Source organism: Streptomyces sp. NPDC037273 (assembly GCF_055603625.1).
Genome location: NZ_JBVJVO010000015.1, coordinates 1 through 22,492 on the forward strand (window position 1 = coordinate 1; position 22,492 = coordinate 22,492).

Consider the following 22,492-nt stretch of genomic DNA (forward strand, 5'->3'; position numbering starts at 1 on the left):
ATCGGGGTGGAGCTTTTTGGGTTGAAGAAGAAGAATCGGGTGGGCTTTTGCGCGAACAAAACCCAGCGGGGAGTTTCCCCTGGGGGGGTGGGGGGGGGGGGCCCGGCTCGCCGCTGCGAGCCGGGCCCCTCACGGGCGGGACGGGACCTACCGGACGAAGACGCTCGCCTGGTTCGCCAGGTCCAGGAAGTACTGCGGCGCGAGGCCGAGCACGAGGGTGACCGCCACGCCGACCGTGATGGTGAGCGTGGTGAGCGCCGAGGGGACGGCGACCGTGGGGCCGTCGGCCTTCGGCTCGCTGAAGAACATGAGCACGATCACCCGGATGTAGAAGAACGCGGCGATCGCCGAGGAGATCACACCGACCACGACGAGCGCGCCCGCGCCGCCCTCCGCCGCCGCCTTGAAGACCGCGAACTTTCCGGAGAAGCCAGAGGTCAGCGGGATGCCGGCGAAGGCGAGCAGGAAGACCGCGAAGACCGCCGCGACGAGCGGCGAACGGCGGCCGAGCCCGGCCCACTTGGAGAGGTGGGTGGCCTCGCCGCCCGCGTCCCTGACCAGGGTGACGACGGCGAACGCGCCGATCGTCACGAAGGAGTACGCCCCCAGGTAGAAGAGGACGGACGAGATCCCGCTGGGCGTGGCCGCGATGACACCGGCGAGCAGGAAGCCGGCGTGCGCGATCGACGAGTAGGCGAGGAGCCGCTTGATGTCGGTCTGGGTGATGGCGACGATCGCACCGCCCAGCATGGTGACGATGGCGACGCCCCACATGACCGGCCGCCAGTCCCAGGTGAGGCCCGGCAGCACCACGTACAGCAGGCGGAGCAGCGCGCCGAAGGCGGCGACCTTGGTCGCGGCGGCCATGAAGCCGGTGACCGGGGTCGGGGCGCCCTGGTAGACGTCCGGGGTCCACATGTGGAACGGGACGGCGCCGACCTTGAAGAGCAGCCCCATCAGGACCATGGCGAAGCCGATGAGGAGCAGCGCGTCGTTGCCCATGGTGTCGGCGAGGGCCGGGTCGACGGAGGCGACCGAGCCGTCGACGACGTCGGCGATGGTGGCGTACGAGACGGAGCCCGCGTAGCCGTAGAGCAGGGCGATCCCGAAGAGCAGGAAGGCCGAGGAGAAGGCGCCGAGCAGGAAGTACTTGACGGCCGCCTCCTGCGACATCAGCCGCTTGCGGCGGGCGACGGCGCAGAGCAGGTACAGCGGGAGGGAGAAGACCTCCAGGGCGACGAAGAGCGTCAGGAGGTCGTTGGCCGCCGGGAAGACCAGCATGCCGGCGATCGCGAACAGGGCGAGCGGGAAGACCTCGGTGGTGGTGAACCCGGCCTTGACGGCCGCCTTCTCCTGCTCGCTGCCGGGGACGGCGGCGGCCTCGGCGGCGAAGGAGTCGACCTTGTGGCCGTGGTCGGCCGGGTCGAGCCTGCGCTCGGCGAAGGTGAAGACCGCGACGATCGAGGCGAGGAGAATGGTGCCCTGGAGGAAGAGGGCCGGTCCGTCGACGGCGATGGCGCCCATGGCCGCGATGTGGGCCTTGGTGGAGCCGTAGCCCCCGGCCGCGAGGCCGACGACGGCGGCGAAGGCCGCGGCGAGGGCGAGGACGGACAGGAAGACCTGGCCGAGGTAGCGGCCCTTGCGCGGCACGAAGGCCTCGACGAGGACGCTGAGGATCGCGGCGCCGAGCACGATGAGCACGGGCGAGAGCTGCGTGTACTCGATGTGGGGCGCCGGGATCTTGGCGATCGGCTCGGCGGCCGTCGTCCACAAGCTGTGGACAGCCGTTGCGCTCACTTGGCCGCCTCCACGTTCTGCGTAGGCACAGAAGGCTTCGGGTCCTTCTGCTGGACATCGGACATGGTGTGCCGCACCGCCGGGTTGACGACGTCCGTCAGCGGCTTCGGGAAGACCCCGAGGAAGATCAGCACGGCGATCAGCGGGATCACGACCGCCAGTTCACGCGCCCGCAGGTCGGGCAGCGCCCGGACCTCCTCCTTCACCGGCCCGGTCATCGTCCGCTGGTAGAGGACGAGGGTGTAGAGCGCGGCGAGGACGATGCCGGTGGTGGCGATGATGCCGGCCACCGGATAGCGGGCGTACGTGCCCACCAGGACGAGGAACTCGCTGACGAACGGGGCGAGTCCGGGCAGCGACAGGGTTGCGAGGCCGCCGATCAGGAAGGTGCCGGCGAGCACCGGGGCGACCTTCTGCACACCGCCGTAGTCGGCGATGAGCCGCGAACCGCGCCGGGAGATCAGGAAGCCGGCGACGAGCATCAGCGCGGCCGTCGAGATGCCGTGGTTGACCATGTAGAGCGTGGCACCGGACTGGCCCTGGGTGGTCATCGCGAAGATGCCCAGGATGATGAAGCCGAAGTGCGAGATCGACGCGTAGGCCACCAGGCGCTTGATGTCCCGCTGGCCGACGGCGAGCAGCGCCCCGTAGACGATGCTGATGAGGGCGAGGACGACGATCGCGGGGGTGGCCCACTTCGAGGCCTCGGGGAAGAGCCCGAGGCAGAAGCGGAGCATCGCGAAGGTGCCGACCTTGTCGACGACGGCGGTGATGAGGACGGCGACCGGGGCGGTGGCCTCCCCCATCGCGTTCGGCAGCCAGGTGTGCAGCGGCCAGAGCGGCGCCTTCACCGCGAAGGCGAAGAAGAAGCCGAGGAACAGCCACCGCTCGGTGCTGGTCGCCATCTCCAGGGAGCCGTTGGCCCGCGCCTCGGCGATCTCCGTCAGGGAGAAGTTGCCCGCCACGACGTAGAGCCCGATGACGGCGGCCAGCATGATGAGGCCGCCGACCAGGTTGTAGAGCAGGAACTTGACCGCCGCGTAGGAACGCTGGGCCGCCGCGTTCTCGTCGGAGCCCGCGTGGGCGCGGTCGCCGAAGCCGCCGATGAGGAAGTACATCGGGATGAGCATGGCTTCGAAGAGGATGTAGAAGAGGAAGACGTCGGTGGCCTCGAAGGAGAGGATCACCATCGCCTCGACCATGAGGATCAGGGCGAAGAAGCCCTGCGTCGGCCGCCACCTCTTCGAGGAGGTCTCCAGGGGGTCGGCGTCGTGCCAGCCGGCCAGGATGACGAAGGGGATCAGCAGGGCGGTGAGCGCGATGAGCGCCACCCCGATGCCGTCCACCCCGAGTTCGTAGCGGACCCCGAAGTCCTTGATCCAGGAGTGGGATTCGGTGAGCTGGTACCGCTCGCCGCCGGGCTCGAAGCGGCCGAAGACGATGCCGGCGAGCACGAGGGTGGCGAGCGAGACGAGCAGCGCCAGCCACTTGGCGGCGGTGCGGCGGGCGGCGGGCACGGCGGCGGTGAGGATCGCACCGACCGCCGGAACCGCTGCCGTGGCCGTAAGGAGCGGGAAGGACATATGAGTTACACCGCCCTCATCAGCAGGGTCGCGGCGATGAGCACCGCCGTACCTCCGAACATGGAGACCGCGTACGAGCGGGCGTAGCCGTTCTGGAGCTTGCGCAGCCGGCCGGAGAGTCCGCCGACGGAGGCCGCGGTGCCGTTGACGACGCCGTCGACCAGGGTGTGGTCGACGTAGACGAGCGAGCGGGTGAGGTGGGTGCCGCCCGTGACGAACACGGCGTGGTTGAAGTCGTCCTGGAGGAGGTCGCGGCGGGCCGCCCGGGTGAGGAGCGAGCCGCGCGGGGCGACCACGGGCACGGGCCGGCGTCCGTACTGGAGGTACGCGATGCCGACGCCGATCACCATGACGGCGACGGTGGCGGAGGTGATGGCCGCGGCGCCGATCGGCGGGTGGCCGTGCTCGAAGCTCGTGACCGGCTCCAGCCAGGCGACGAAGCGGTCGCCGATGCCGAAGAAGGCGCCCGCGAAGACGGACCCGAAGGCCAGCAGGATCATCGGGATCGTCATGGACTTCGGCGACTCGTGCGGGTGCGGCTCGTGGCCGTCCGCGTCGGGCTGCCAGCGCTTCTCGCCGAAGAAGGTCATCAGCATCACGCGGGTCATGTAGTACGCGGTGATGGCGGCGCCGAGCAGGGTGACCGAGCCGAGGATCCAGCCCTCGGTGCCGCCCTTGGCGAAGGCCGCCTCGATGATCTTGTCCTTGGAGAAGAAGCCGGACAGGCCGGGGAAGCCGATGATCGCGAGGTACCCGAGGCCGAACGTGGCGAAGGTGACCGGCATGTACTTCCGCAGGCCGCCGTACTTCCGCATGTCGACCTCGTCGTTCATGCCGTGCATGACCGAACCGGCACCGAGGAAGAGCCCGGCCTTGAAGAAGCCGTGGGTCACCAGGTGCATGATCGCGAAGGCGTAGCCGACGGGACCGAGACCGGCCGCCAGGATCATGTAGCCGATCTGCGACATCGTCGAACCGGCCAGGGCCTTCTTGATGTCGTCCTTCGCGCAACCGACGATCGCACCGAAGAGGAGCGTGACGGCGCCGACCACGGTGACGACCAGCTGGGCGTCCGGGGCGGCGTTGAAGATGTCGGCGGAGCGGACGATCAGATAGACACCGGCGGTCACCATCGTGGCCGCGTGGATGAGGGCCGAGACCGGGGTCGGGCCCTCCATCGCGTCCCCGAGCCAGGACTGCAGCGGCACCTGGGCCGACTTGCCGCAGGCCGCGAGGAGCAGCATCAGGCCGATCGCGGTCGCCTTGCCCTCGGAGACCTGCCCGGTCGCCGCGAGCACCGGCCCGAAGGCGAAGGTCCCGAAGGTGGTGAACATGATCATGATGGCGATGGACAGGCCCATGTCGCCGACCCGGTTGACCAGGAAGGCCTTCTTCGCGGCGGTCGCCGCGCTGGGCTTGTGCTGCCAGAAGCCGATCAGGAGGTACGAGGCGAGGCCGACGCCCTCCCAGCCGAAGTACAGGAGCAGGTAGTTGTCGGCGAGGACCAGCAGCAGCATCGCCGCGACGAACAGGTTGAGGTAGCCGAAGAACCGGCGGCGGCGCTCGTCGTGCTCCATGTATCCGATGGAGTAGACGTGGATGAGCGTGCCCACCCCGCTGATCAGCAGGACGAACGTCATCGACAGCTGGTCGAGCTGGAAGGCGATGTCCGCCTGGAAGCCCTCGACGGGGATCCAGGTGAAGAGCCGCTGGTGCAGGGCCCGGTCCTCGGCGCCCTTGCCGAGCATGTCGGCGAAGAGCGCGAGGCCGATGAAGAAGGAGACGGCCGCGAGGAGCGTGCCGAGCCAGTGCCCGGTCCTGTCGAGCCGGCGGCCGCCGCAGAGCAGGACCGCCGCCCCGAGCAGGGGCGCCCCGACGAGCAGCGCAATGAGATTTTCCACGGTCAGCCCCTCACAGCTTCATCAGGCTGGCGTCGTCGACCGAGGCCGAGTGGCGGGCACGGAAGACGGACACGATGATCGCGAGCCCGACGACGACCTCCGCGGCGGCGACGACCATCGTGAAGAACGCGATGATCTGGCCGTCGAGGTTGCCGTGCATGCGGGAGAAGGTGACGAACGCGAGGTTGCAGGCGTTGAGCATCAGCTCGACGCACATGAAGACCACGATCGCGTTGCGCCGGATCAGCACCCCGGCCGCGCCGATGGTGAACAGCAGGGCGGCGAGATACAGGTAGTTGACGGGATTCACCGGGTGGCCTCCTCTTCGTCCCGGTCCCGGCCGAGCCGCTCCTGGGAGCGCCGCTCCAGGGCCTTGAGGTCGGCCATCGCCTCGGTGGACACGTCCCGGACCTGGCCCCGCTTGCGCAGGGTCGAGATGACGGTGAGCTCCGACGGGGTGCCGTCGGGCAGCAGACCGGCGATGTCCACGGCGTTGTGCCGGGCGTAGACACCGGGCGCGGGCAGCGGCGGGACGTGCTTGCCTTCCCGCACGCGCTGCTCGGAGAGCTCGCGCTGGGTGCGGGCCCGCTCGGTGCGCTCGCGGTGGGTGAGCACCATCGCGCCGACGGCGGCGGTGATGAGGAGCGCGCCGGTGATCTCGAAGGCGAAGACGTACTTGGTGAAGATGAGGGCGGCGAGGCCCTCCACGTTCCCGCCGTTCGCCGTGTTCGCGGCGCCGAGGCCGGCGAACTCGGTGAGCGAGGCCTGACCGATGCCGGCGATCAGCAGGATGCCGAAGCCGAGGCCGCAGGCCGCCGCCCACCAGCGCTGCCCCTTGATGGTCTCCTTCAGCGAGTCCGCGGCGGTGACGCCGACGAGCATGACGATGAAGAGGAAGAGCATCATGATCGCGCCGGTGTAGACGACGATCTGGACGATGCCGAGGAAGTACGCGCCGTTGGCCAGGTAGAAGACCGCGAGGACGATCATCGTGCCGGCCAGCGACAGGGCGCTGTGCATGGCCTTCTTCATCAGGATCGTGGCGAGGGCGCCGGCGACGGCGACGGTGCCGAGGACCCAGAACTGGAAGGCCTCGCCCGAAGAGGTGGCGTAGGCGGCGAGGTTGGCGCTCATGCTTCCGCCCCCTCCGGCTCGCCCTTCTCGCCCTTGGAGACGGCGACCTGGCGGACCGTGCCGGGAGCGGCCTCGGTGACGAGGCCCCGGTAGTAGTCCTGCTCGGTCATGCCGGGGAAGATCGCGTGCGGCGAATCGACCATGGTCTCCTCGAGGCCCGCGAGGAGCTGCTCCTTGGTGTAGATCAGGTTCTCGCGGGAGGAGTCGGCCAGTTCGAACTCGTTGGTCATCGTCAGCGCGCGCGTGGGGCACGCCTCGATGCACAGGCCGCACAGGATGCAGCGGGCGTAGTTGATCTGGTAGACGCGGCCGTAGCGCTCGCCGGGCGAGTAGCGCTCCTCGTCGGTGTTGTCCGCGCCCTCGACGTAGATGGCGTCGGCGGGACAGGCCCAGGCGCACAGCTCGCAGCCGACGCACTTCTCCAGGCCGTCGGGGTGACGGTTGAGCTGGTGCCGGCCGTGGAAGCGGGGCGCCGTCGTCTTCTGCTGTTCCGGGTACTGCTCGGTCAGCCGCTTCTTGAACATGGCCTTGAAGGTCACGCCGAAACCGGCCACCGGATTCTGGAAGTCAGACACCGTCCGTCTCCTTTCCATCACTCGCAGTAGCAGTATCGGGGGCGCCACTGACAACGAGGTCCCGGTCCCGCCGGGGCCTGCGCCGCGGCACGGGCGGCAGGGTCTGCCCGGGCTTGGGCGGTACGGGGAAGCCGCCGGCCATCGCGTCGAAGGCGGGCGCGCTCGCGGGCCCGGCCTTGCCCGCCTTGGCCTTCCGGTCGCGGAACAGGTCCACGACGAAGGAGAGCAGCAGCAGTCCGAGGACGGCGCCGGCCACGTACAGGACGATGTTCGAGAAGGCGATGTTCTCGTTCCGCAGCGCCCGGACGGTGGCGACCAGCATCAGCCAGACCACGGAGACCGGGATGAGGACCTTCCAGCCGAGCTTCATCAGCTGGTCGTAGCGGACGCGGGGCAGGGTGCCGCGGAGCCAGATGAAGAAGAACAGCAGCAGCTGGACCTTGATCACGAACCAGAGCATCGGCCACCAGCCGTGGTTCGCGCCCTCCCAGAAGGTGGAGACGGGGTACGGGGCCCGCCAGCCGCCCAGGAAGAGCGTCACCGACACGGCCGAGACCGTCACCATGTTCACGTACTCGGCGAGCATGAACATCGCGAACTTGATGGAGGAGTACTCGGTGTTGAAGCCGCCGACGAGGTCGCCCTCGGACTCCGGCATGTCGAACGGGGCGCGGTTGGTCTCGCCGACCATCGTGACGATGTAGATGATGAACGAGACCGGCAGCAGGATCACGAACCAGCGGTCCGCCTGCGCCTCGACGATCTTCGAGGTCGACATCGACCCCGAGTAGAGGAAGACGGACGCGAAGGCCGCGCCCATGGCGATCTCGTACGAGATCATCTGCGCGCAGGACCGGAGTCCGCCGAGCAGCGGGTACGTGGAGCCGGACGACCAGCCGGCGAGGACGATGCCGTAGATGCCGACGGAGGCGACCGCGAGGACGTACAGCATCGCGATCGGCAGGTCGGTGAGCTGCATCGCGGTCCGGTGGCCGAAGATCGAGACCTCGTTGCCGGCCGGGCCGAAGGGGATCACGGCGATCGCCATGAAGGCGGGGATGGCGGCGATGATCGGGGCGAGGACGTAGACGACCTTGTCGGCCCTCTTGACGATCACGTCCTCCTTGAGCATCAGCTTGATGCCGTCCGCGAGGGACTGGAGCATGCCCCAGGGGCCGTGCCGGTTGGGGCCGATGCGCAGCTGCATCCAGGCGACGACCTTGCGCTCCCACACGATGGAGAAGAGCACGGTGATCATCAGGAAGGCGAAGCAGAAGACCGCCTTGATCAGCACGAGCCACCAGGGGTCGGTGCCGAACATGGAGAGGTCTTCCGCGGCCAGGACGTTCGCGGTCATGCCTGCACCTCCTGCGGGGTCGCCGGGCCGATGCGGACCAGGTCGCCGGGGTGGGCGCCGGTGTCGGAGAGGACGCCGCGGCCGGTCGAGTTGAGCGGCAGCCAGACGACCCGGTCGGGCATCTCGGTGACCTGGAGCGGGAGGGACACCGAGCCCGCGGGGCCGGTCACCTCCAGGACGTCGCCGTCCTTGACGCCCGTGTCGGCGGCGGTGCCGGCGGAGAGCCGGGCGACGGCCGCGTGCCGGGTGCCGGCGAGCGCGGTGTCGCCCTCCTGGAGCCGGCCGAGGTCGAGGAGGAGACGGTGTCCGGCGAGGACGGCCTCGCCGTCGCCGGCCCGGGGCGCCGCCTGGCCGGGTTCGGCGGGAGCGGTGGCCCGCTCCTCGGTCCAGCCGCCGAGCCGGTCCATCTCCCGCCGCACCGACCGCAGGTCGGGCAGGCCGAGGTGGGCGTCGAGGGCGTCGGCGAGCATGTGGAGCACGCGCGCGTCGGACGGGGAGAGGGGCCGGGTCATCTGCTCGGGCTTGAGCGCGGCCTCGAAGAGCCGGGCCCTGCCTTCCCAGTTGAGGAAGGTGCCGGGCTTCTCGGCGACGGCGGCGACCGGCAGGACGACGTCGGCGCGCTCGGTGACCTCGCCGGGCCGCAGCTCCAGGGAGACCACGAAGGCCGCGTCGAGCGCCTCGCGCGCGCGTGCCGGGTCCGGCAGGTCGGCGACCTCCACACCGGCGACGAGCAGCGCGCCGAGCTCGCCGGTGGCGGCGGCCTCGACGATCTGTCCGGTGTCGCGGCCGTAGCGGTGCGGGAGTTCGCGGACGCCCCAGGCGGCGGCGACCTCCTCACGCGCGCGGGGATCGGTCGCGGGCCGGCCGCCGGGCAGCAGCGTCGGCAGGGCGCCCGCTTCGACGGCTCCGCGTTCGCCGGAGCGGCGCGGGATCCAGACGAGCCGGGCGCCGGTGGCGGTCGCGGCGCGCAGGGCGGCGGTGAGCGCGCCGGGCACGCCCGCGAGGCGCTCGCCGACGGCGAGGACGGCGCCTTCCTCGCGGAGGGCCTCGGCGGCGGCCAGGCCGTCGCCCATCAGGCCGACCCGGGAGGTCAGCGCGTCGAGCCATTCGGTCTCGGTGCCGGGGGCGGCGGGCAGCAGGGTGCCGCCGGCCTTCTCCAGGCCCCGGGTCGCGAAGGAGGCGACCGCGTAGGTCCGCTGGCCGTGCTTGCGCCAGGCCTTGCGGAGCCGCAGGAAGACGCCGGGGGCCTCCTCCTCGGACTCCAGGCCGACGAGGAGCACGGCCGGAGCGGCTTCGAGCGAGGTGTACGTGACACCCGTGCCGTCCAGGTCGCGGCCCCGTCCGGCGACGGCGGCGGCCAGGAAGTCGGCCTCCTCGCCGGAGTGGATCCGGGCCCGGAAGTCGATGTCGTTGGTGTCGAGGGCGACCCGGGCGAACTTGGCGTACGCGTAGGAGTCCTCGACGGTCAGCCGGCCGCCGGTCAGGACGCCGGTGCGGCCGCGGACGAGTCCGTGCGCGGCGGCCTCCAGGGCCTCGGGCCAGGAGGCGGTCTCCAGCTCACCGGTCTCCGGGTTGCGGACGAGCGGGGTGGTGAGCCGGTCGCGCTGCTGGGCGTACCGGAAGCCGAAGCGGCCCTTGTCGCAGATCCACTCCTCGTTGACCTCGGGGTCCTCGGCGGCGAGCCGCCGCATGACCTTGCCGCGCCGGTGGTCGGTGCGGGTGGCGCAGCCGCCCGCGCACTGCTCGCAGACCGACGGCGAGGACACCAGGTCGAAGGGGCGGGAGCGGAAGCGGTAGGCGGCCGAGGTGAGGGCGCCGACCGGGCAGATCTGGATGGTGTTGCCGGAGAAGTACGACTCGAAGGGGTCGCCCTCGCCGGTGCCGACCTGCTGGAGGGCGCCGCGCTCGATGAGCTCGATCATCGGGTCGCCCGCGACCTGGTTGGAGAAGCGGGTGCAGCGGGCGCAGAGCACGCACCGCTCGCGGTCGAGCAGGACCTGGGTGGAGATCGGGATCGGCTTCTCGTAGGTCCGCTTGACGCCCTCGAAGCGGGACTCGGCCTGCCCGTGGGACATGGCCTGGTTCTGCAGGGGGCATTCGCCGCCCTTGTCGCAGACCGGGCAGTCCAGCGGGTGGTTGACGAGCAGCAGCTCCATCACGCCGTGCTGGGCCTTCTCGGCGACGGGGCTGGTGAGCTGCGACTTCACCACCATGCCGTCGGTGCAGGTGATGGTGCAGGAGGCCATCGGCTTGCGCTGGCCCTCGACCTCGACGATGCACTGGCGGCAGGCGCCGGCGGGGTCGAGGAGCGGGTGGTCGCAGAAGCGCGGGATCTCGATGCCGAGCTGTTCGGCGGCGCGGATGACCAGCGTTCCCTTGGGGACGGAGATCTCGGCGCCGTCGATGGTCAGCGTGACGAGGTCCTCGGGGGGCACGGCCGGGCTGCCGCCGCCCGATGGGCCGGACGTGGTGACGGTCATGCGGTCACCTCCTTGTGGTTGTCCGCCCAGGCGGTCGACTTGGCCGGGTCGAAGGGGCAGGCCCGGCCGGTGATGTGCTGCTCGTACTCCGCGCGGAAGTACTTGAGCGAGGAGAAGATCGGCGAGGCGGCGCCGTCGCCGAGGGCGCAGAACGACTTGCCGTTGATGTTGTCGGCGATGTCGTTGAGCTTGTCGAGGTCGGACAGCTTGCCCTTGCCCGCCTCGATGTCGCGGAGCAACTGGACGAGCCAGTAGGTGCCTTCGCGGCAGGGGGTGCACTTGCCGCAGGACTCGTGGGCGTAGAACTCGGTCCAGCGGGTGACGGCCCGGACGACGCAGGTGGTCTCGTCGAAGCACTGGAGCGCCTTGGTGCCGAGCATGGAGCCGGCGGCGCCGACGCCCTCGTAGTCGAGGGGCACGTCGAGGTGCTCGTCGGTGAACATCGGCGTGGAGGAGCCGCCGGGGGTCCAGAACTTGAGGCGGTGGCCGGGGCGCATGCCGCCGCTCATGTCGAGGAGCTGGCGCAGGGTGATGCCGAGCGGTGCCTCGTACTGGCCGGGCGAGGCGACGTGCCCGCTCAGCGAGTAGAGCGTGAAGCCGGGGGACTTCTCGCTGCCCATCGAGGTGAACCATTCCTTGCCCCGGTTGAGGATCGCGGGAACGGACGCGATGGACTCGACGTTGTTCACCACGGTGGGGCAGGCGTACAGACCGGCGACCGCGGGGAAGGGCGGGCGCAGCCGGGGCTGGCCGCGGCGCCCTTCGAGGGAGTCGAGGAGCGCGGTCTCCTCGCCGCAGATGTACGCGCCGGCGCCGGCGTGCACGGTGAGTTCGAGGTTCAGTCCGCTGCCGAGGATGTTCCGGCCGAGGTATCCGGCGGCGTAGGCCTCGCGGACGGCCTCGTGGAGGCGGCGGAGCACGGGGACGACCTCGCCGCGCAGGTAGATGAACGCGTGCTCGGAGCGGATCGCGTAGCAGGCGATGATCATTCCCTCGATGAGGGAGTGCGGGTTGGCGAAGAGGAGCGGGATGTCCTTGCAGGTGCCGGGCTCGGACTCGTCGGCGTTGACGACGAGGTAGTGCGGCTTGCCGTCGCCCTGCGGGATGAACTGCCACTTCATGCCGGTGGGGAAGCCGGCGCCGCCGCGTCCGCGGAGCCCGGATTCCTTGACGTACGCGATGAGGTCGTCGGGGCTCATCGCGAGGGCCCGCTTGAGGCCCTGGTAGCCCTCGTGGCGCTCGTAGGTCGCCAGGGTCCAGGAGTCGGGCTGGTCCCAGAAGGCGGAGAGCACGGGGGCGAGCAGCTTCTCGGGGCTGCTGTTGTCGATCTCGGCGGCCAAGGTCATCACTCCCCCTCCTGTCCGGAGGTCTCACCACGCGGGTGGACGATTCGGTGGTGCGGCTGCTCGCCCTTGGCCAGTCGCAGGCCGACGAGGGAGGCGGGGCCCGCTCCGCCGGTGGCCTCGACGGCTCCGGGGCGCTCGTCGGGGAAGCCGGCGAGGATGCGGGCGGTCTCCTTGAAGGTGCAGAGCGGGGCGCCGCGGGTGGGTTCGACGGTCCGGCCGGCCCGCAGGTCGTCCACCACCTTCTTGGCGGAGGCGGGGGTCTGGTTGTCGAAGAACTCCCAGTTGACCATCACGACGGGCGCGAAGTCGCAGGCCGCGTTGCACTCGATGTGTTCGAGGGTGACCTTGCCGTCCTCGGTGGTCTCGTTGTTGCCGACGCCGAGGTGCTCCTTGAGCTCCTCGAAGATGGCGTCGCCGCCCATGACCGCGCAGAGCGTGTTCGTACAGACGCCGACCTGGTAGTCGCCGGAGGGCTTGCGCCGGTACATCGAGTAGAAGGTGGCGACGGCGGTGACCTCGGCGGTGGTGAGGCCGAGGGTGTCGGCGCAGAACGCCATGCCGGTACGGGTCACGTGGCCCTCCTCCGACTGCACGAGGTGCAGCATCGGCAGGAGCGCGGAGCGGGAGTCCGGGTAGCGGGCGATGATCGCCCTGGCGTCCTCCGCCAGGCGGGCGCGGACCTCGTCCGGATACGCGGGGGCGGGGAGCTGGGGCATCCCCAGGCTGACGTTCTCCGTCATCGGTCGACGCCTCCCATCACGGGGTCGATGGAGGCGACGGCGACGATGACGTCGGCGACCTGGCCGCCCTCGCACATCGCGGCCATGGCCTGGAGGTTGGTGAAGGACGGGTCGCGGAAGTGGACCCGGAAGGGGCGGGTGCCGCCGTCGGAGACGACGTGCACGCCGAGCTCGCCCTTTGGCGACTCGACGGCGGCGTAGGCCTGCCCGGGGGGAACCCGGAAGCCCTCGGTGACCAGTTTGAAGTGGTGGATCAGGGCCTCCATGGAGGTGCCCATGATCTTCTTGATGTGGTCGAGGGAGTTGCCGAGGCCGTCGGGGCCGAGCGCGAGCTGCGCGGGCCAGGCGATCTTCTTGTCGCCGACCATGACGGGGTCCTGGCCGCCGGGCCGGAGGCGGTCGAGGCACTGCTCGACGATCCGGAGCGACTGGCGCATCTCCTCCAGGCGGACCAGGAAGCGTCCGTAGGAGTCGCAGGTGTCGGTGGTGGGGACCTCGAAGTCGTAGTTCTCGTAGCCGCAGTACGGGTCGGTCTTGCGCAGGTCGTGCGGGAGGCCCGCGGAGCGCAGGATCGGTCCGGTGGCGCCGAGGGCCATGCAGCCGGTGAGGTCGAGGTAGCCGACGTCCTGCATGCGGGCCTTGAAGATGGGGTTGCCGGTGGCGAGCTTGTCGTACTCCGGCAGGTTCTTCTTCATGGTCTTCACGAACTCGCGCAGGGCGTCGACGGCGCCGGGCGGGAGGTCCTGGGCGAGGCCGCCGGGGCGGATGAACGCGTGGTTCATGCGCAGGCCGGTGATCAGCTCGTACAGGTCCAGGATCATCTCGCGGTCCCGGAAGCCGTAGATCATGATCGTGGTGGCGCCGAGCTCCATGCCACCGGTGGCGATGCACACCAGGTGCGAGGAGAGCCGGTTGAGCTCCATCAGCAGGACGCGGATGACGCTGGCCCGGTCCGGGATGTCGTCGGTGATGCCGAGCAGCTTCTCCACGCCGAGGCAGTACGCCGTCTCGTTGTAGAACGAGGTGAGGTAGTCCATGCGCGTGACGAAGGTGGTGCCCTGCGTCCAGGTCCGGTATTCGAGGTTCTTCTCGATGCCGGTGTGGAGGTAGCCGATGCCGCAGCGGGCCTCGGTGACGGTCTCGCCGTCGATCTCCAGGATGAGCCGGAGCACGCCGTGGGTGGACGGGTGCTGGGGACCCATGTTGACGACGATCCGCTCGTCGTCGGCCTTGGCCGCGGACTGGACGACCTCGTCCCAGTCGCCGCCCGTCACCGTGTAGACGGTGCCTTCGGTGGTCTCGCGGGGAGACGCTTCTGAGGTGGACATCAGCTGTACGACCTCCGCTGGTCCGGAGCCGGGATCTGGGCGCCCTTGTACTCGACCGCGATGCCGCCGAGGGGGTAGTCCTTGCGCTGCGGGTGGCCCTGCCAGTCGTCCGGCATCATGATCCGGGTGAGGGCGGGGTGGCCGTCGAAGACGATGCCGAAGAAGTCGTACGTCTCGCGCTCGTGCCAGTCGTTCGTCGGGTAGACGGCGACGAGCGAGGGGATGCGCGGCTCGGCGTCGGGGGCCGAGACCTCCAGGCGGATCAGCCGGCCGTGGGTCAGCGAGCGCAGGTGGTAGACGGCGTGCAGCTCGCGGCCCTTGTCGGTCGGGTAGTGGACGCCGGAGACGCCGGTGCAGAGCTCGAAGCGGAGGGCCGGGTCGTCGCGCAGGGTGCGGGCCACGCGGACCAGGTGCTCGCGCTCGATGTGGAAGGTGAGCTCGCCGCGGTCGACGACGGTCTTCTCGATGGCGTTCTCGGGGAGGAGTCCCTGCTCTTCCAGGGCGCCTTCGAGTTCGTCGGCGACCTCGTCGAACCAGCCGCCGTAGGGGCGGACCGCCGGGCCGGGCATCCGGACGGAGCGGACGAGTCCGCCGTAACCGGACGTGTCGCCGCCGTTGTCGGCGCCGAACATGCCACGCTGGACGCGCACTTCCTCGCCGTGGTCCCCGCGCTGGCCGGGCAGGTTCTGCGCGCTCAGCTCCTTCTCGGGGTTGGGTGTCTCGTCGCTCACCGGAGCAGACCCTTCAACTCGATCGTCGGCAGCGCCTTGAGCGCCGCTTCCTCCGCCTCCCGGGCCGCCTCCTCGGCGTTCACGCCGAGCTTGGAGGTCTGGATCTTCTGGTGGAGTTTGAGGATCGCGTCGAGCAGCATCTCCGGCCGCGGCGGACAGCCGGGCAGGTAGATGTCGACGGGCACGATGTGGTCGACGCCCTGCACGATCGCGTAGTTGTTGAACATGCCGCCCGAGGAGGCGCAGACGCCCATGGAGATGACCCACTTGGGGTTGGGCATCTGGTCGTAGACCTGCCTCAGGACCGGCGCCATCTTCTGGCTGACCCGGCCGGCGACGATCATCAGGTCGGCCTGGCGCGGCGAGCCGCGGAAGACCTCCATGCCGAAGCGGGCCAGGTCGTACCGGCCGGCTCCGGTGGTCATCATCTCGATGGCGCAGCAGGCGAGGCCGAAGGTCGCGGGGAACACGGACGCCTTGCGCACCCAGCCCGCGGCCTGTTCGACGGTCGTCAGCAGAAAGCCGCTCGGGAGTTTCTCTTCGAGTCCCATAGGTGCCCCTCAGCCCCTCAGTCCCATTCCAGGCCGCCGCGACGCCACACGTACGCGTAGGCGACGAAGACGGTGAGCACGAAGAGCAGCATCTCCACGAGCCCGAAAAGCCCCAGGGCGTCGAAGGTGACGGCCCAGGGGTAGAGGAAGACGATCTCGATGTCGAAGACGATGAAGAGCATCGCCGTCAGGTAGTACTTGATCGGGAAGCGACCGCCTCCGGCGGGAGTGGGCGTCGGTTCGATGCCGCACTCGTACGCCTCAAGCTTTGCCCTGTTGTACCGCTTTGGCCCGATAAGCGTGGCCATGACCACGGAGAAGATCGCAAACCCCGCACCCAGGGCACCGAGCACGAGGACGGGCGCGTACGCATTCACGCTCCTCGCTCCTTCCAGTCGTCCTTGACCGTTGGACCGCACCACCGGGCGGGAAAGATCGCCCCCATGTGAGGCAGTTCACAAGCCCGGCTGCCCCGCATCTTATGCCCGCCCCTCTGTGATCTGCGACACGGGTGTCAGCAACGACTTTGTGATCTCCACCACCTGACGAAGGATCATGAAGTCGGATGAGCGGTGATCTTGTCGCGCGAAGCGCCCAGGTGATCACCAGATGTGACATCCGGACCGGAAATCGCTGCTCGGAGGGGGTGCCGCACTATCAAGTGTTGGCCCATGCAAGCAAATTGGTGGTGGACGCATCCGGGTGATAAAGGAACCCGTCGTCGCCCGGTCGGGGGGTCCGGCGGACGGAAATGGACGCGTGCGCGCTTTCACGAGCGTTCATGAGATGAAAGTGTGACCTGCACCACACCGCCGAGGCCCCGAGAAAGCGGGGCTTGGCCATCGGTGTCAAGAGGTGGTAAGCGTCGGGCAATTCGGACGTTTCATTGAAAACCCATGATCAAGGGCCGGATGAGCTGTGCCCGATTTGCCCGTTACGGCGTCAATAAGGGCGTCAGGGAAGCGGATTGTGAGGTTCCGAACGTAACTGTGGCGCAACCCACGTTTCTTGATGGGAACCACGAACCCCTGATAGCGGTTGTTCCCATGTCCCACACCGCTCACATACCCAGCCACCGGAAGCCCCGCCGCAGCGCCTCGAAGCTCGCCCTGCGGGCAGGAGTTGCCGGTGGCGTCCTCGGCACCATCGCGGTGGCCGGTGCTGCCGGGCCGGCGAATGCCGAGCCGGTGACCGAGACCATCGAAATGCCCACCCTGGGCTCGCTCGACGCCGGCACCGGCCTCGCGAGCGCCGTCGCCGCCTCCGCCGAGGCGTCGCAGCAGGAGGCCCTCGACCAGAGCCTCCAGACCCAGGAGAACGTGGCCCTGCAGAAGGCCGCCAAGGACGCCAAGAAGGCGAAGGCCGAGGCGGACCGCAAGGCCGAGGCCGAGCGCGCCGAGAAGGCCCGCGCCAAGGCCGAGCAGGAGCGCAAGGACGCCGCCGCCCGCGCGTCCCGCGACAGCGTCCGCACCCAGCTCGCGTCCACGAACGACTCCGGCTCGACCGGTGGTTCCTCGACGTCGGACGAGAACACCCAGGCCCCCACCGGCTCCGCCGCCGCGATCGTGGCCTTCGCCCGCGCCCAGGTCGGCGACGCCTACGTCACCGGCGGCACCGGCCCCAACTCCTGGGACTGCTCCGGCCTCGTCCAGGCCGCCTACCGCCAGGCCAACATCGACCTGCCGCGCATCTCGTACCAGCAGTCGAGCATGGGCACCTCGGTCTCCCTGAACAACCTGCAGCCGGGCGACATCCTCTACTGGGGCAGCCGCAGCGGCTCGTACCACGTCGCGATCTACGTCGGCGGCGGCAAGTACGTCGGCGCGCAGAACTCCTCCACCGGTGTGGTCGAGCGCTCCCTGGACTGGGACATGCCCTCGGGCGCCGTCCGCATCCTCTGACCGCTCCACAGCCGTACGACGAAGGGCCGTCACTCCTCGGGGGAGAGACGGCCCTTCGCCGTACCCGCCGTCAGTGCCGCAGCGCCTCGGCCGGGGCGATCCGGGCGGCGCGGCGGGCCGGGTAGAGGCCGGCGAGCAGGCCGGTGGCGAGGCCGATCGCCGGGGCAGCGGCGACGGTCGCCGGGTGGACGACCGGTGTCCAGTCCCGGGCCAGCGCCACCCCGAGCACCGTGCAGACGCCCGCCGCCGTGCCGACGAGCCCGCCGATACCGCCCAAAGCGGCTGATTCCGTGAGGAACTGGGCGGTGATGTGCCGGCTCCTCGCGCCCAGGGCGCGGCGCAGCCCGATCTCGCCGGTCCGTTCCAGGACGGCGACCAGGGTGGTGTTGGCGATGCCGACCGCGCCGATCACCAGGCAGACCGCGGCGAGCAGCAGGAACAGCCGGTCGAGGTCGCCGGTGACGCCGGCCCGCAGGGTCCTCGGGTCGGGCGGCGGGACCGCCTTGAGGTACTCCGGGTGGTCGGGGCGCAGGGCGACGGGCGCCTCGGCCGCGATCTGCCGGGCGGCGCCGGTCTCCGTCGCGACGAGCATCGTGGCCGCCCCGCTCTCCGGCGGGCCCCACAGGCGCTCGGCGGTGGTGCGGGGCACCGTCACCGACATCAGCACGTCGGCCCGGCGCCGTACGTCGTCGACGATCCCCGCCACCACGAACGGCTCGTCCCCGATGAACACCGCGGGCCGCGTCTCCAGGGTGGTGATGCCGAGCCGCGCGGCGACCGAGGCTCCGAGCACCGCCACCGGCTGGGCCTTCGAGGAGGCGAACTCGTCGTACAGCCTCCCCTGCGCGAGGTGGGGGACGGCGGCGCGCAGGGCGCCGGGCGAGGCGGCGACGACGTCGATCCGTTCGCCGTCCGCGCCGCCGCCGACCGGAGCGGCCCGTACGGCGGTGCCCGGGGCGAGCCTGACCGTCCAGAGGACCCCGGCGTCCCTGACCCCGCCGAGCCGGCCGATCCGGGCGTCCGCGTCGGCGGGGAAGCCGGGCCCGGCGAACTCGTCCCGTTCCCGGGCGATGTCCTCGACGCTGACCTCGGTGGCGGTCAGCAGGTCGAACCGCGCGTCGATCCGCGCGGACGCCGTCGCCGTGAGCCCGAGGACCGCGACGAACGCGCCCACCCCCAGGACCGTGCCGAGCGCGGTGAGCACCGACCGTCCGGGCCGCTGGAGCAGGCCCGCGACGGCTTCGGAGAGGAGGTCGCGGGGGGTGAGGCGGGAGAGCTCGACGGGGTGAGGGGTACGGGGAGCGCGAGGGATACGGGGGGTTTGTGCGGGTTTCATAGGGGACGTCCCTCGCGTAGTACGCCGTCCCGGAGGGTGAGGGTGCGGTCGGCGCGGGCGGCGACGTCGGGGTCGTGGGTGATGACGACGACGGTCATGCCGGAGGCGTGGAGTTCGGCGAGGAGGGCGAGGACGGTGGCGGCGTTGTCGGAGTCGAGGTTGCCGGTCGGTTCGTCGCAGAGGAGCAGCGAGGGGCGGGCGGCGAGGGCGCGGGCGATGGCGACGCGCTGGCGTTCGCCGCCGGAGAGCCGGGTGGGGAGGGCGTCGGCCCGGTGGGCGAGGCCGACGCGGTCCAGGGCGTCCCGGGCCCGGGTGTGGCGTTCGGCGCGGGGCACCGCCGCGTACAGCGTGGAGAGCGTGACGTTCTCGGTGGCGGTGCGGTGCGGGAGGAGGTGGAAGGCCTGGAAGACGAAGCCAATGCGGCGGCCGCGCAGGGCGGTGCGCCGGGCGTCGGGGAGGGCGGCGGTGTCGATGCCGTCGAGGAGGTAGGTGCCCTCGGTGGGGGCGTCGAGCAGGCCCAGGACGTTCAGGAAGGTGGACTTGCCGGAGCCGGAGGGGCCCACGACGGTGACGAACTCGCCTCGGTGGATGGCGAGTTCGCAGGGGCGCAGGGCCTCGACGGGCGGCGGTCCCGGGTAGGTGAGGCCGACCCCGCGGAACTCGACGACGGGGGTCACGGGGTCTCCCGGAGGGCGGAGGCGGCGAGGCCGGTCACGACCTCGTCGCCGTCGGCGAGGCGGCCGGGGGCGAGCGGGACGACTTCCACGTATCCGTCGCCGAGGGTGCCGGTGCGGACCTCGACCCGGTCCTGGCGGCCGCCGGCGTGGACGGTGGTGACGACCGTACGGCCGTCGGCGGCGGCGGAGACGGCGGTGACGGGCACGACGAGGGCCTTGCCATCGGTGGAGGCGGCCTCGATGGTGAGGCGGACCTCCTTGCCGGCGAGGGCGGGCGGGAGTTCCGTGCCGGGCGCGGCGGTGAGGAGGAAGCCGGCGGCGCCGGTGCCGGGTGACTGGTCCTGGCCGCCGCCGTCTCCCCCGCCGCCGGAGTCGCCGCCGGTGTCGCCGGTGCCGGTGTCCGGGGCGGGCCCCGCGGGGTGCCGGGTGGCCCGGTCGGCGACGCCCACCACGTCGGCGGTGTGCTCGGTGCCGGTCTCCTCGTCGAGGATCCGTACCTTCTGGCCCGGTCTGACCATGCCCCGCTGGTGGTCCTGGAGGTAGCCGCGTGCCACGAGCCGCCCGGAGGACAGGGTCATGAGGGTGCCGGAGACGGGCGATCCGGGGGTGACGGAGACGGTGGCGACGCGGGCGGGGAAGCGTTCGACGAAGACGAGTTCGCCGGCCGGGACCATGGGGCCCGCCGCCGCGCGCGCCTCGGCGAGGACGGTCCGGGCGACGGTCAGGTCGGCCGCGGCGCGGTCGCGCGCCTTGCGGAGGGCCTTGGCCTGGGTGGCGTCCCGGTTGTCGAGGAGCGCGTCGCGGGCGTCCTCGGCGGCCCGTTCGGCGCCGGTCACGGCCGCCGCGGCCGCGGTGAGGGCGGCGCCGTCGTCGGCCACCGCGGGCCGGGGGTCGTACCCGGCGGAGGCGTAGAACCCGGCGACGGCCCGCTTGGTGCCGGGGCCGAAGGTGCCGCGGGGGTCGCCGCCCCGGGGGTGGCCGAGGGCGGCGAGGGCGTCCTGGAGCTGGGCGACGTCGTCGCCGGCCGCGCCGGGCTTGAGGTCGCGGTAGACCGGCAGGCTTCCCTTCAGTACGAAGAGGGGGCGGCCCGAGGTCTCCAGGACGACCTGCCCGGGGCGGACGGCCGAGCCGACGGCGGCCGGGACCTTGGTGACGACGGGTGTGCCGCCCTCGCCGGCGGAGGCGGCCGGGGCGACCCGGACGGTCTGTCCGGCGACGACGGTGCCGCGCAGGACGACGGTCTCGTGGAGCACACGGTTCTCGACGCGCGCGGTGAGCACGTCGGGCGGCGGCGGCTCGGCGTCCGCGGCGATCCGGGCGGGCGACCTGATGAACGTCCCGGCGACGACTCCGGCGCCGGTGAGGAGCACGGCTCCCGCGACGAGTGCGGCGAGGTGCGGCGGGGCGGCCTGGGGACGTCTCATCGGCGGGGTCCTTCCTGGGAGGGTCCCGCGAACCCTAGCCACTGAAGGCGATGCTCAGGGCCGAGATCAACGGACGGTGAAATCGCGCCAGTTGTGGGCCGGATGGTTTGGGTTCTCTGGCCCAAAGAGACGTAGACCGGCACCCATTCATGACGTGTACTTCTCAATCGGCCCCGCAGCGGCCCCATGCGTCACACCGTTCCGTCCCGCCCCGAAAGGCAACGGCATGCAGACCACGGCCATCCGGCGCGCCCTCAGCACGGCGGTCGCCCTCACCGCCCTCGGCGCCGGCGTCCTGGCCGGCGGCGGCACCGCCTCCGCCGCGACCAAGGACGGCGAGCTGGAGTACCGCGAGTTCGGCCTGTTCTACAACTCGTCCCTGATGGGTTCGGTCTTCGACCTCTACCTCGCGGACAACAACTTCGCCGACGACCGCTTCCCCGGCTACGGCGACGGCCAGGGCCAGATCACCGACAACAACACCGCCTCGTACTTCAACCGCGACCGCGTCGTCTGGTACGTGTACACCGGCTCGTTCGCCGGCGGCATCGAGGGCAGCATCCCGGCGAACTACTACGGCAACGCCTCCACCACCTTCAAGAACCAGATCTCCTCGGCCTACCACTACAAGGCCCGCTGACCCCATGCCCCGCACTCCGCTCTCCGCCGCCGCCCTCCTGCTCGGCGCGGCGCTCCTCACCGCCTGCGCCCCCGGCGGAACCGGCGACGACACCCCGGCCGCGTCCACCGCGCCGCCGCGGGCGAAGGACGCGCCCCGGCTGACGTATCCGCTCGACGGCTACAAGCCCACGGACGAGGAGAGCCGGGGCATCGAGCGGGCGCAGGCGCTGCTCACCGCCGACTGCATGAAACGGTTCGGCTTCGCCTACCGGCCGCCCGAGCAGCCGCGGCCCGCCCGCACCGGCACCTCGTCCCGCTACGGGCTCACCGACGCCACGGCCGCCGCCCGCCACGGCTACGCCCCGCGCGGCGGCGCCCGGCCGCCGGGCAAGGAGCCCGCCGAGGCCCTCGGCCCCGGCGGCGAACTCGCCCTGAGCGGACCGCCGGTCAAGGGCCGGATGCCGATGAGCCTGCCGGAGTCGGAGCGCACCGACAGCGGCCGGAAGGTCAACGGCCTGAAGGTGCCCGTCGGCGGCTGCGGCCGCGAGGCCTTCCTGCGGATGTACGCGCCCCGGGAGGGCGCCGTCGACGCCCTGTTCGTGTTCCGCCTCGAAGCGGAGGCCTTCACGCGCGCCCGGCAGGACGCGCGCGTGGCGCGGGCCGTCGACCGGTGGTCGCGCTGCATGGCCGAGAAGGGCTACCGCACCGGCGACCCGGTCAGCCCCCAGCAGGACCTCGGGCTCACCCAGGCCACGCTGGCCGGCCCCGGCGCCGTCTCCGCCGCCGTCCAGGACGTGGCCTGCAAGGAGCGGACGGACCTCGTCGCCGTCTGGTACGCCGCCGAAGTGGACTTCCAGAAGCGGGCGGCCGAGCAGCACGCCGAGACCCTGACCCGCGCGAAGTCCGAACTCGGCGCCCGGATCAAGCTGGCGGCGGCGCGCAACGGCTGAGCCGATCACCTAGGGTGAGTGATCACACCCGTACGGTAATCGACCAAGGGAGAGTCACGT

Annotated in this window: 20 protein-coding genes; 3 read left to right on the forward strand and 17 right to left on the reverse strand. The window is 71.0% G+C overall.

Going from position 1 to position 22,492, the window contains the following annotated elements; all coding sequences use genetic code 11:
* Positions 1 to 147: 147 nt before the first annotated feature.
* The 14 genes from nuoN to ACZ7G1_RS30815 are packed head-to-tail and all read right to left on the reverse strand — an operon-like array spanning position 148 to position 15,900.
* Entirely contained in the window at positions 148 to 1,797 is a 1,650-nt protein-coding gene (gene nuoN, locus ACZ7G1_RS30750; RefSeq protein ID WP_470876895.1) for an NADH-quinone oxidoreductase subunit NuoN, read from the reverse strand.
* The gene (locus ACZ7G1_RS30755; protein WP_470876893.1) at positions 1,794 to 3,380 is read right to left on the reverse strand and encodes an NADH-quinone oxidoreductase subunit M; all 1,587 of its coding nucleotides are present in this window, start codon (positions 3,378 to 3,380) and stop codon (positions 1,794 to 1,796) included. Before ACZ7G1_RS30755 ends, nuoN begins: the two co-directional genes overlap by 4 nt.
* Positions 3,381 to 3,385: 5 nt before the next feature.
* A complete protein-coding gene (gene nuoL / locus ACZ7G1_RS30760) occupies positions 3,386 to 5,281 on the reverse strand; it encodes an NADH-quinone oxidoreductase subunit L (protein WP_470876891.1) in 1,896 nt (631 codons plus the stop codon).
* A gap of 10 nt (positions 5,282 to 5,291) precedes the next feature.
* Positions 5,292 to 5,591, reverse strand: coding sequence for an NADH-quinone oxidoreductase subunit NuoK (nuoK, locus tag ACZ7G1_RS30765; RefSeq protein WP_017239464.1), 300 nt, complete (start codon positions 5,589 to 5,591; stop codon positions 5,292 to 5,294).
* Entirely contained in the window at positions 5,588 to 6,415 is an 828-nt protein-coding gene (locus ACZ7G1_RS30770) for an NADH-quinone oxidoreductase subunit J (protein WP_470876889.1), read from the reverse strand. Before ACZ7G1_RS30770 ends, nuoK begins: the two co-directional genes overlap by 4 nt.
* Positions 6,412 to 7,008: an NADH-quinone oxidoreductase subunit NuoI gene (gene nuoI / locus ACZ7G1_RS30775; protein WP_470876887.1), complete on the reverse strand. Its 597-nt coding sequence runs from the start codon at positions 7,006 to 7,008 to the stop codon at positions 6,412 to 6,414. Before nuoI ends, ACZ7G1_RS30770 begins: the two co-directional genes overlap by 4 nt.
* On the reverse strand, positions 6,983 to 8,347 hold the full coding sequence (gene nuoH, locus ACZ7G1_RS30780) for an NADH-quinone oxidoreductase subunit NuoH (protein ID WP_470876885.1): 1,365 nt from the start codon (positions 8,345 to 8,347) through the stop codon (positions 6,983 to 6,985). The genes nuoI and nuoH overlap by 26 nt, the downstream gene beginning before the upstream one ends.
* Positions 8,344 to 10,827 (reverse strand): NADH-quinone oxidoreductase subunit G, encoded by a 2,484-nt coding sequence (locus ACZ7G1_RS30785; RefSeq protein ID WP_470876884.1) that lies wholly within the window; start codon positions 10,825 to 10,827, stop codon positions 8,344 to 8,346. The genes nuoH and ACZ7G1_RS30785 overlap by 4 nt, the downstream gene beginning before the upstream one ends.
* On the reverse strand, positions 10,824 to 12,176 hold the full coding sequence (gene nuoF, locus ACZ7G1_RS30790) for an NADH-quinone oxidoreductase subunit NuoF (RefSeq protein WP_362558350.1): 1,353 nt from the start codon (positions 12,174 to 12,176) through the stop codon (positions 10,824 to 10,826). Before nuoF ends, ACZ7G1_RS30785 begins: the two co-directional genes overlap by 4 nt.
* On the reverse strand, positions 12,173 to 12,913 hold the full coding sequence (gene nuoE, locus ACZ7G1_RS30795; protein WP_470876882.1) for an NADH-quinone oxidoreductase subunit NuoE: 741 nt from the start codon (positions 12,911 to 12,913) through the stop codon (positions 12,173 to 12,175). Before nuoE ends, nuoF begins: the two co-directional genes overlap by 4 nt.
* Positions 12,910 to 14,241, reverse strand: a complete 1,332-nt coding sequence (locus ACZ7G1_RS30800) for an NADH-quinone oxidoreductase subunit D (RefSeq protein ID WP_470876880.1) — start codon at positions 14,239 to 14,241, stop codon at positions 12,910 to 12,912. The genes nuoE and ACZ7G1_RS30800 overlap by 4 nt, the downstream gene beginning before the upstream one ends.
* Positions 14,241 to 14,972 carry an NADH-quinone oxidoreductase subunit C gene (locus tag ACZ7G1_RS30805; protein ID WP_470876878.1) on the reverse strand — a complete coding sequence of 244 codons (732 nt, stop codon included), beginning with the start codon at positions 14,970 to 14,972 and terminating at the stop codon, positions 14,241 to 14,243. The genes ACZ7G1_RS30800 and ACZ7G1_RS30805 overlap by 1 nt, the downstream gene beginning before the upstream one ends.
* Positions 14,969 to 15,523 (reverse strand): NuoB/complex I 20 kDa subunit family protein, encoded by a 555-nt coding sequence (locus ACZ7G1_RS30810; protein ID WP_024756031.1) that lies wholly within the window; start codon positions 15,521 to 15,523, stop codon positions 14,969 to 14,971. The genes ACZ7G1_RS30805 and ACZ7G1_RS30810 overlap by 4 nt, the downstream gene beginning before the upstream one ends.
* Positions 15,524 to 15,540: 17 nt before the next feature.
* Complete coding sequence (locus ACZ7G1_RS30815) at positions 15,541 to 15,900, reverse strand: NADH-quinone oxidoreductase subunit A (protein ID WP_019888619.1); 360 nt, start codon at positions 15,898 to 15,900, stop codon at positions 15,541 to 15,543.
* Positions 15,901 to 16,569: 669 nt separating this feature from the next.
* Here ACZ7G1_RS30815 and ACZ7G1_RS30820 point away from each other — a divergent pair.
* The gene (locus ACZ7G1_RS30820) at positions 16,570 to 17,424 is read left to right on the forward strand and encodes a C40 family peptidase (protein WP_470876876.1); all 855 of its coding nucleotides are present in this window, start codon (positions 16,570 to 16,572) and stop codon (positions 17,422 to 17,424) included.
* A 70-nt stretch (positions 17,425 to 17,494) separates the two neighbouring features.
* On the opposite strand, the gene ACZ7G1_RS30825 is transcribed toward ACZ7G1_RS30820, so the two are convergent.
* The 3 genes from ACZ7G1_RS30825 to ACZ7G1_RS30835 are packed head-to-tail and all read right to left on the reverse strand — an operon-like array spanning position 17,495 to position 20,861.
* A complete protein-coding gene (locus tag ACZ7G1_RS30825; protein WP_470876875.1) occupies positions 17,495 to 18,760 on the reverse strand; it encodes an ABC transporter permease in 1,266 nt (421 codons plus the stop codon).
* Positions 18,757 to 19,437 carry an ABC transporter ATP-binding protein gene (locus ACZ7G1_RS30830; RefSeq protein WP_470876873.1) on the reverse strand — a complete coding sequence of 227 codons (681 nt, stop codon included), beginning with the start codon at positions 19,435 to 19,437 and terminating at the stop codon, positions 18,757 to 18,759. Before ACZ7G1_RS30830 ends, ACZ7G1_RS30825 begins: the two co-directional genes overlap by 4 nt.
* Positions 19,434 to 20,861: a peptidoglycan-binding protein gene (locus ACZ7G1_RS30835; protein ID WP_470876871.1), complete on the reverse strand. Its 1,428-nt coding sequence runs from the start codon at positions 20,859 to 20,861 to the stop codon at positions 19,434 to 19,436. The genes ACZ7G1_RS30830 and ACZ7G1_RS30835 overlap by 4 nt, the downstream gene beginning before the upstream one ends.
* Before the next feature lie 226 nt (positions 20,862 to 21,087).
* Between ACZ7G1_RS30835 and ACZ7G1_RS30840 the strand changes: the two genes are divergently transcribed.
* The gene (locus tag ACZ7G1_RS30840; RefSeq protein WP_470876870.1) at positions 21,088 to 21,501 is read left to right on the forward strand and encodes a hypothetical protein; all 414 of its coding nucleotides are present in this window, start codon (positions 21,088 to 21,090) and stop codon (positions 21,499 to 21,501) included.
* Positions 21,502 to 21,505: 4 nt separating this feature from the next.
* A complete protein-coding gene (locus tag ACZ7G1_RS30845; RefSeq protein WP_470876868.1) occupies positions 21,506 to 22,432 on the forward strand; it encodes a hypothetical protein in 927 nt (308 codons plus the stop codon).
* Positions 22,433 to 22,492: the final 60 nt, after the last annotated feature.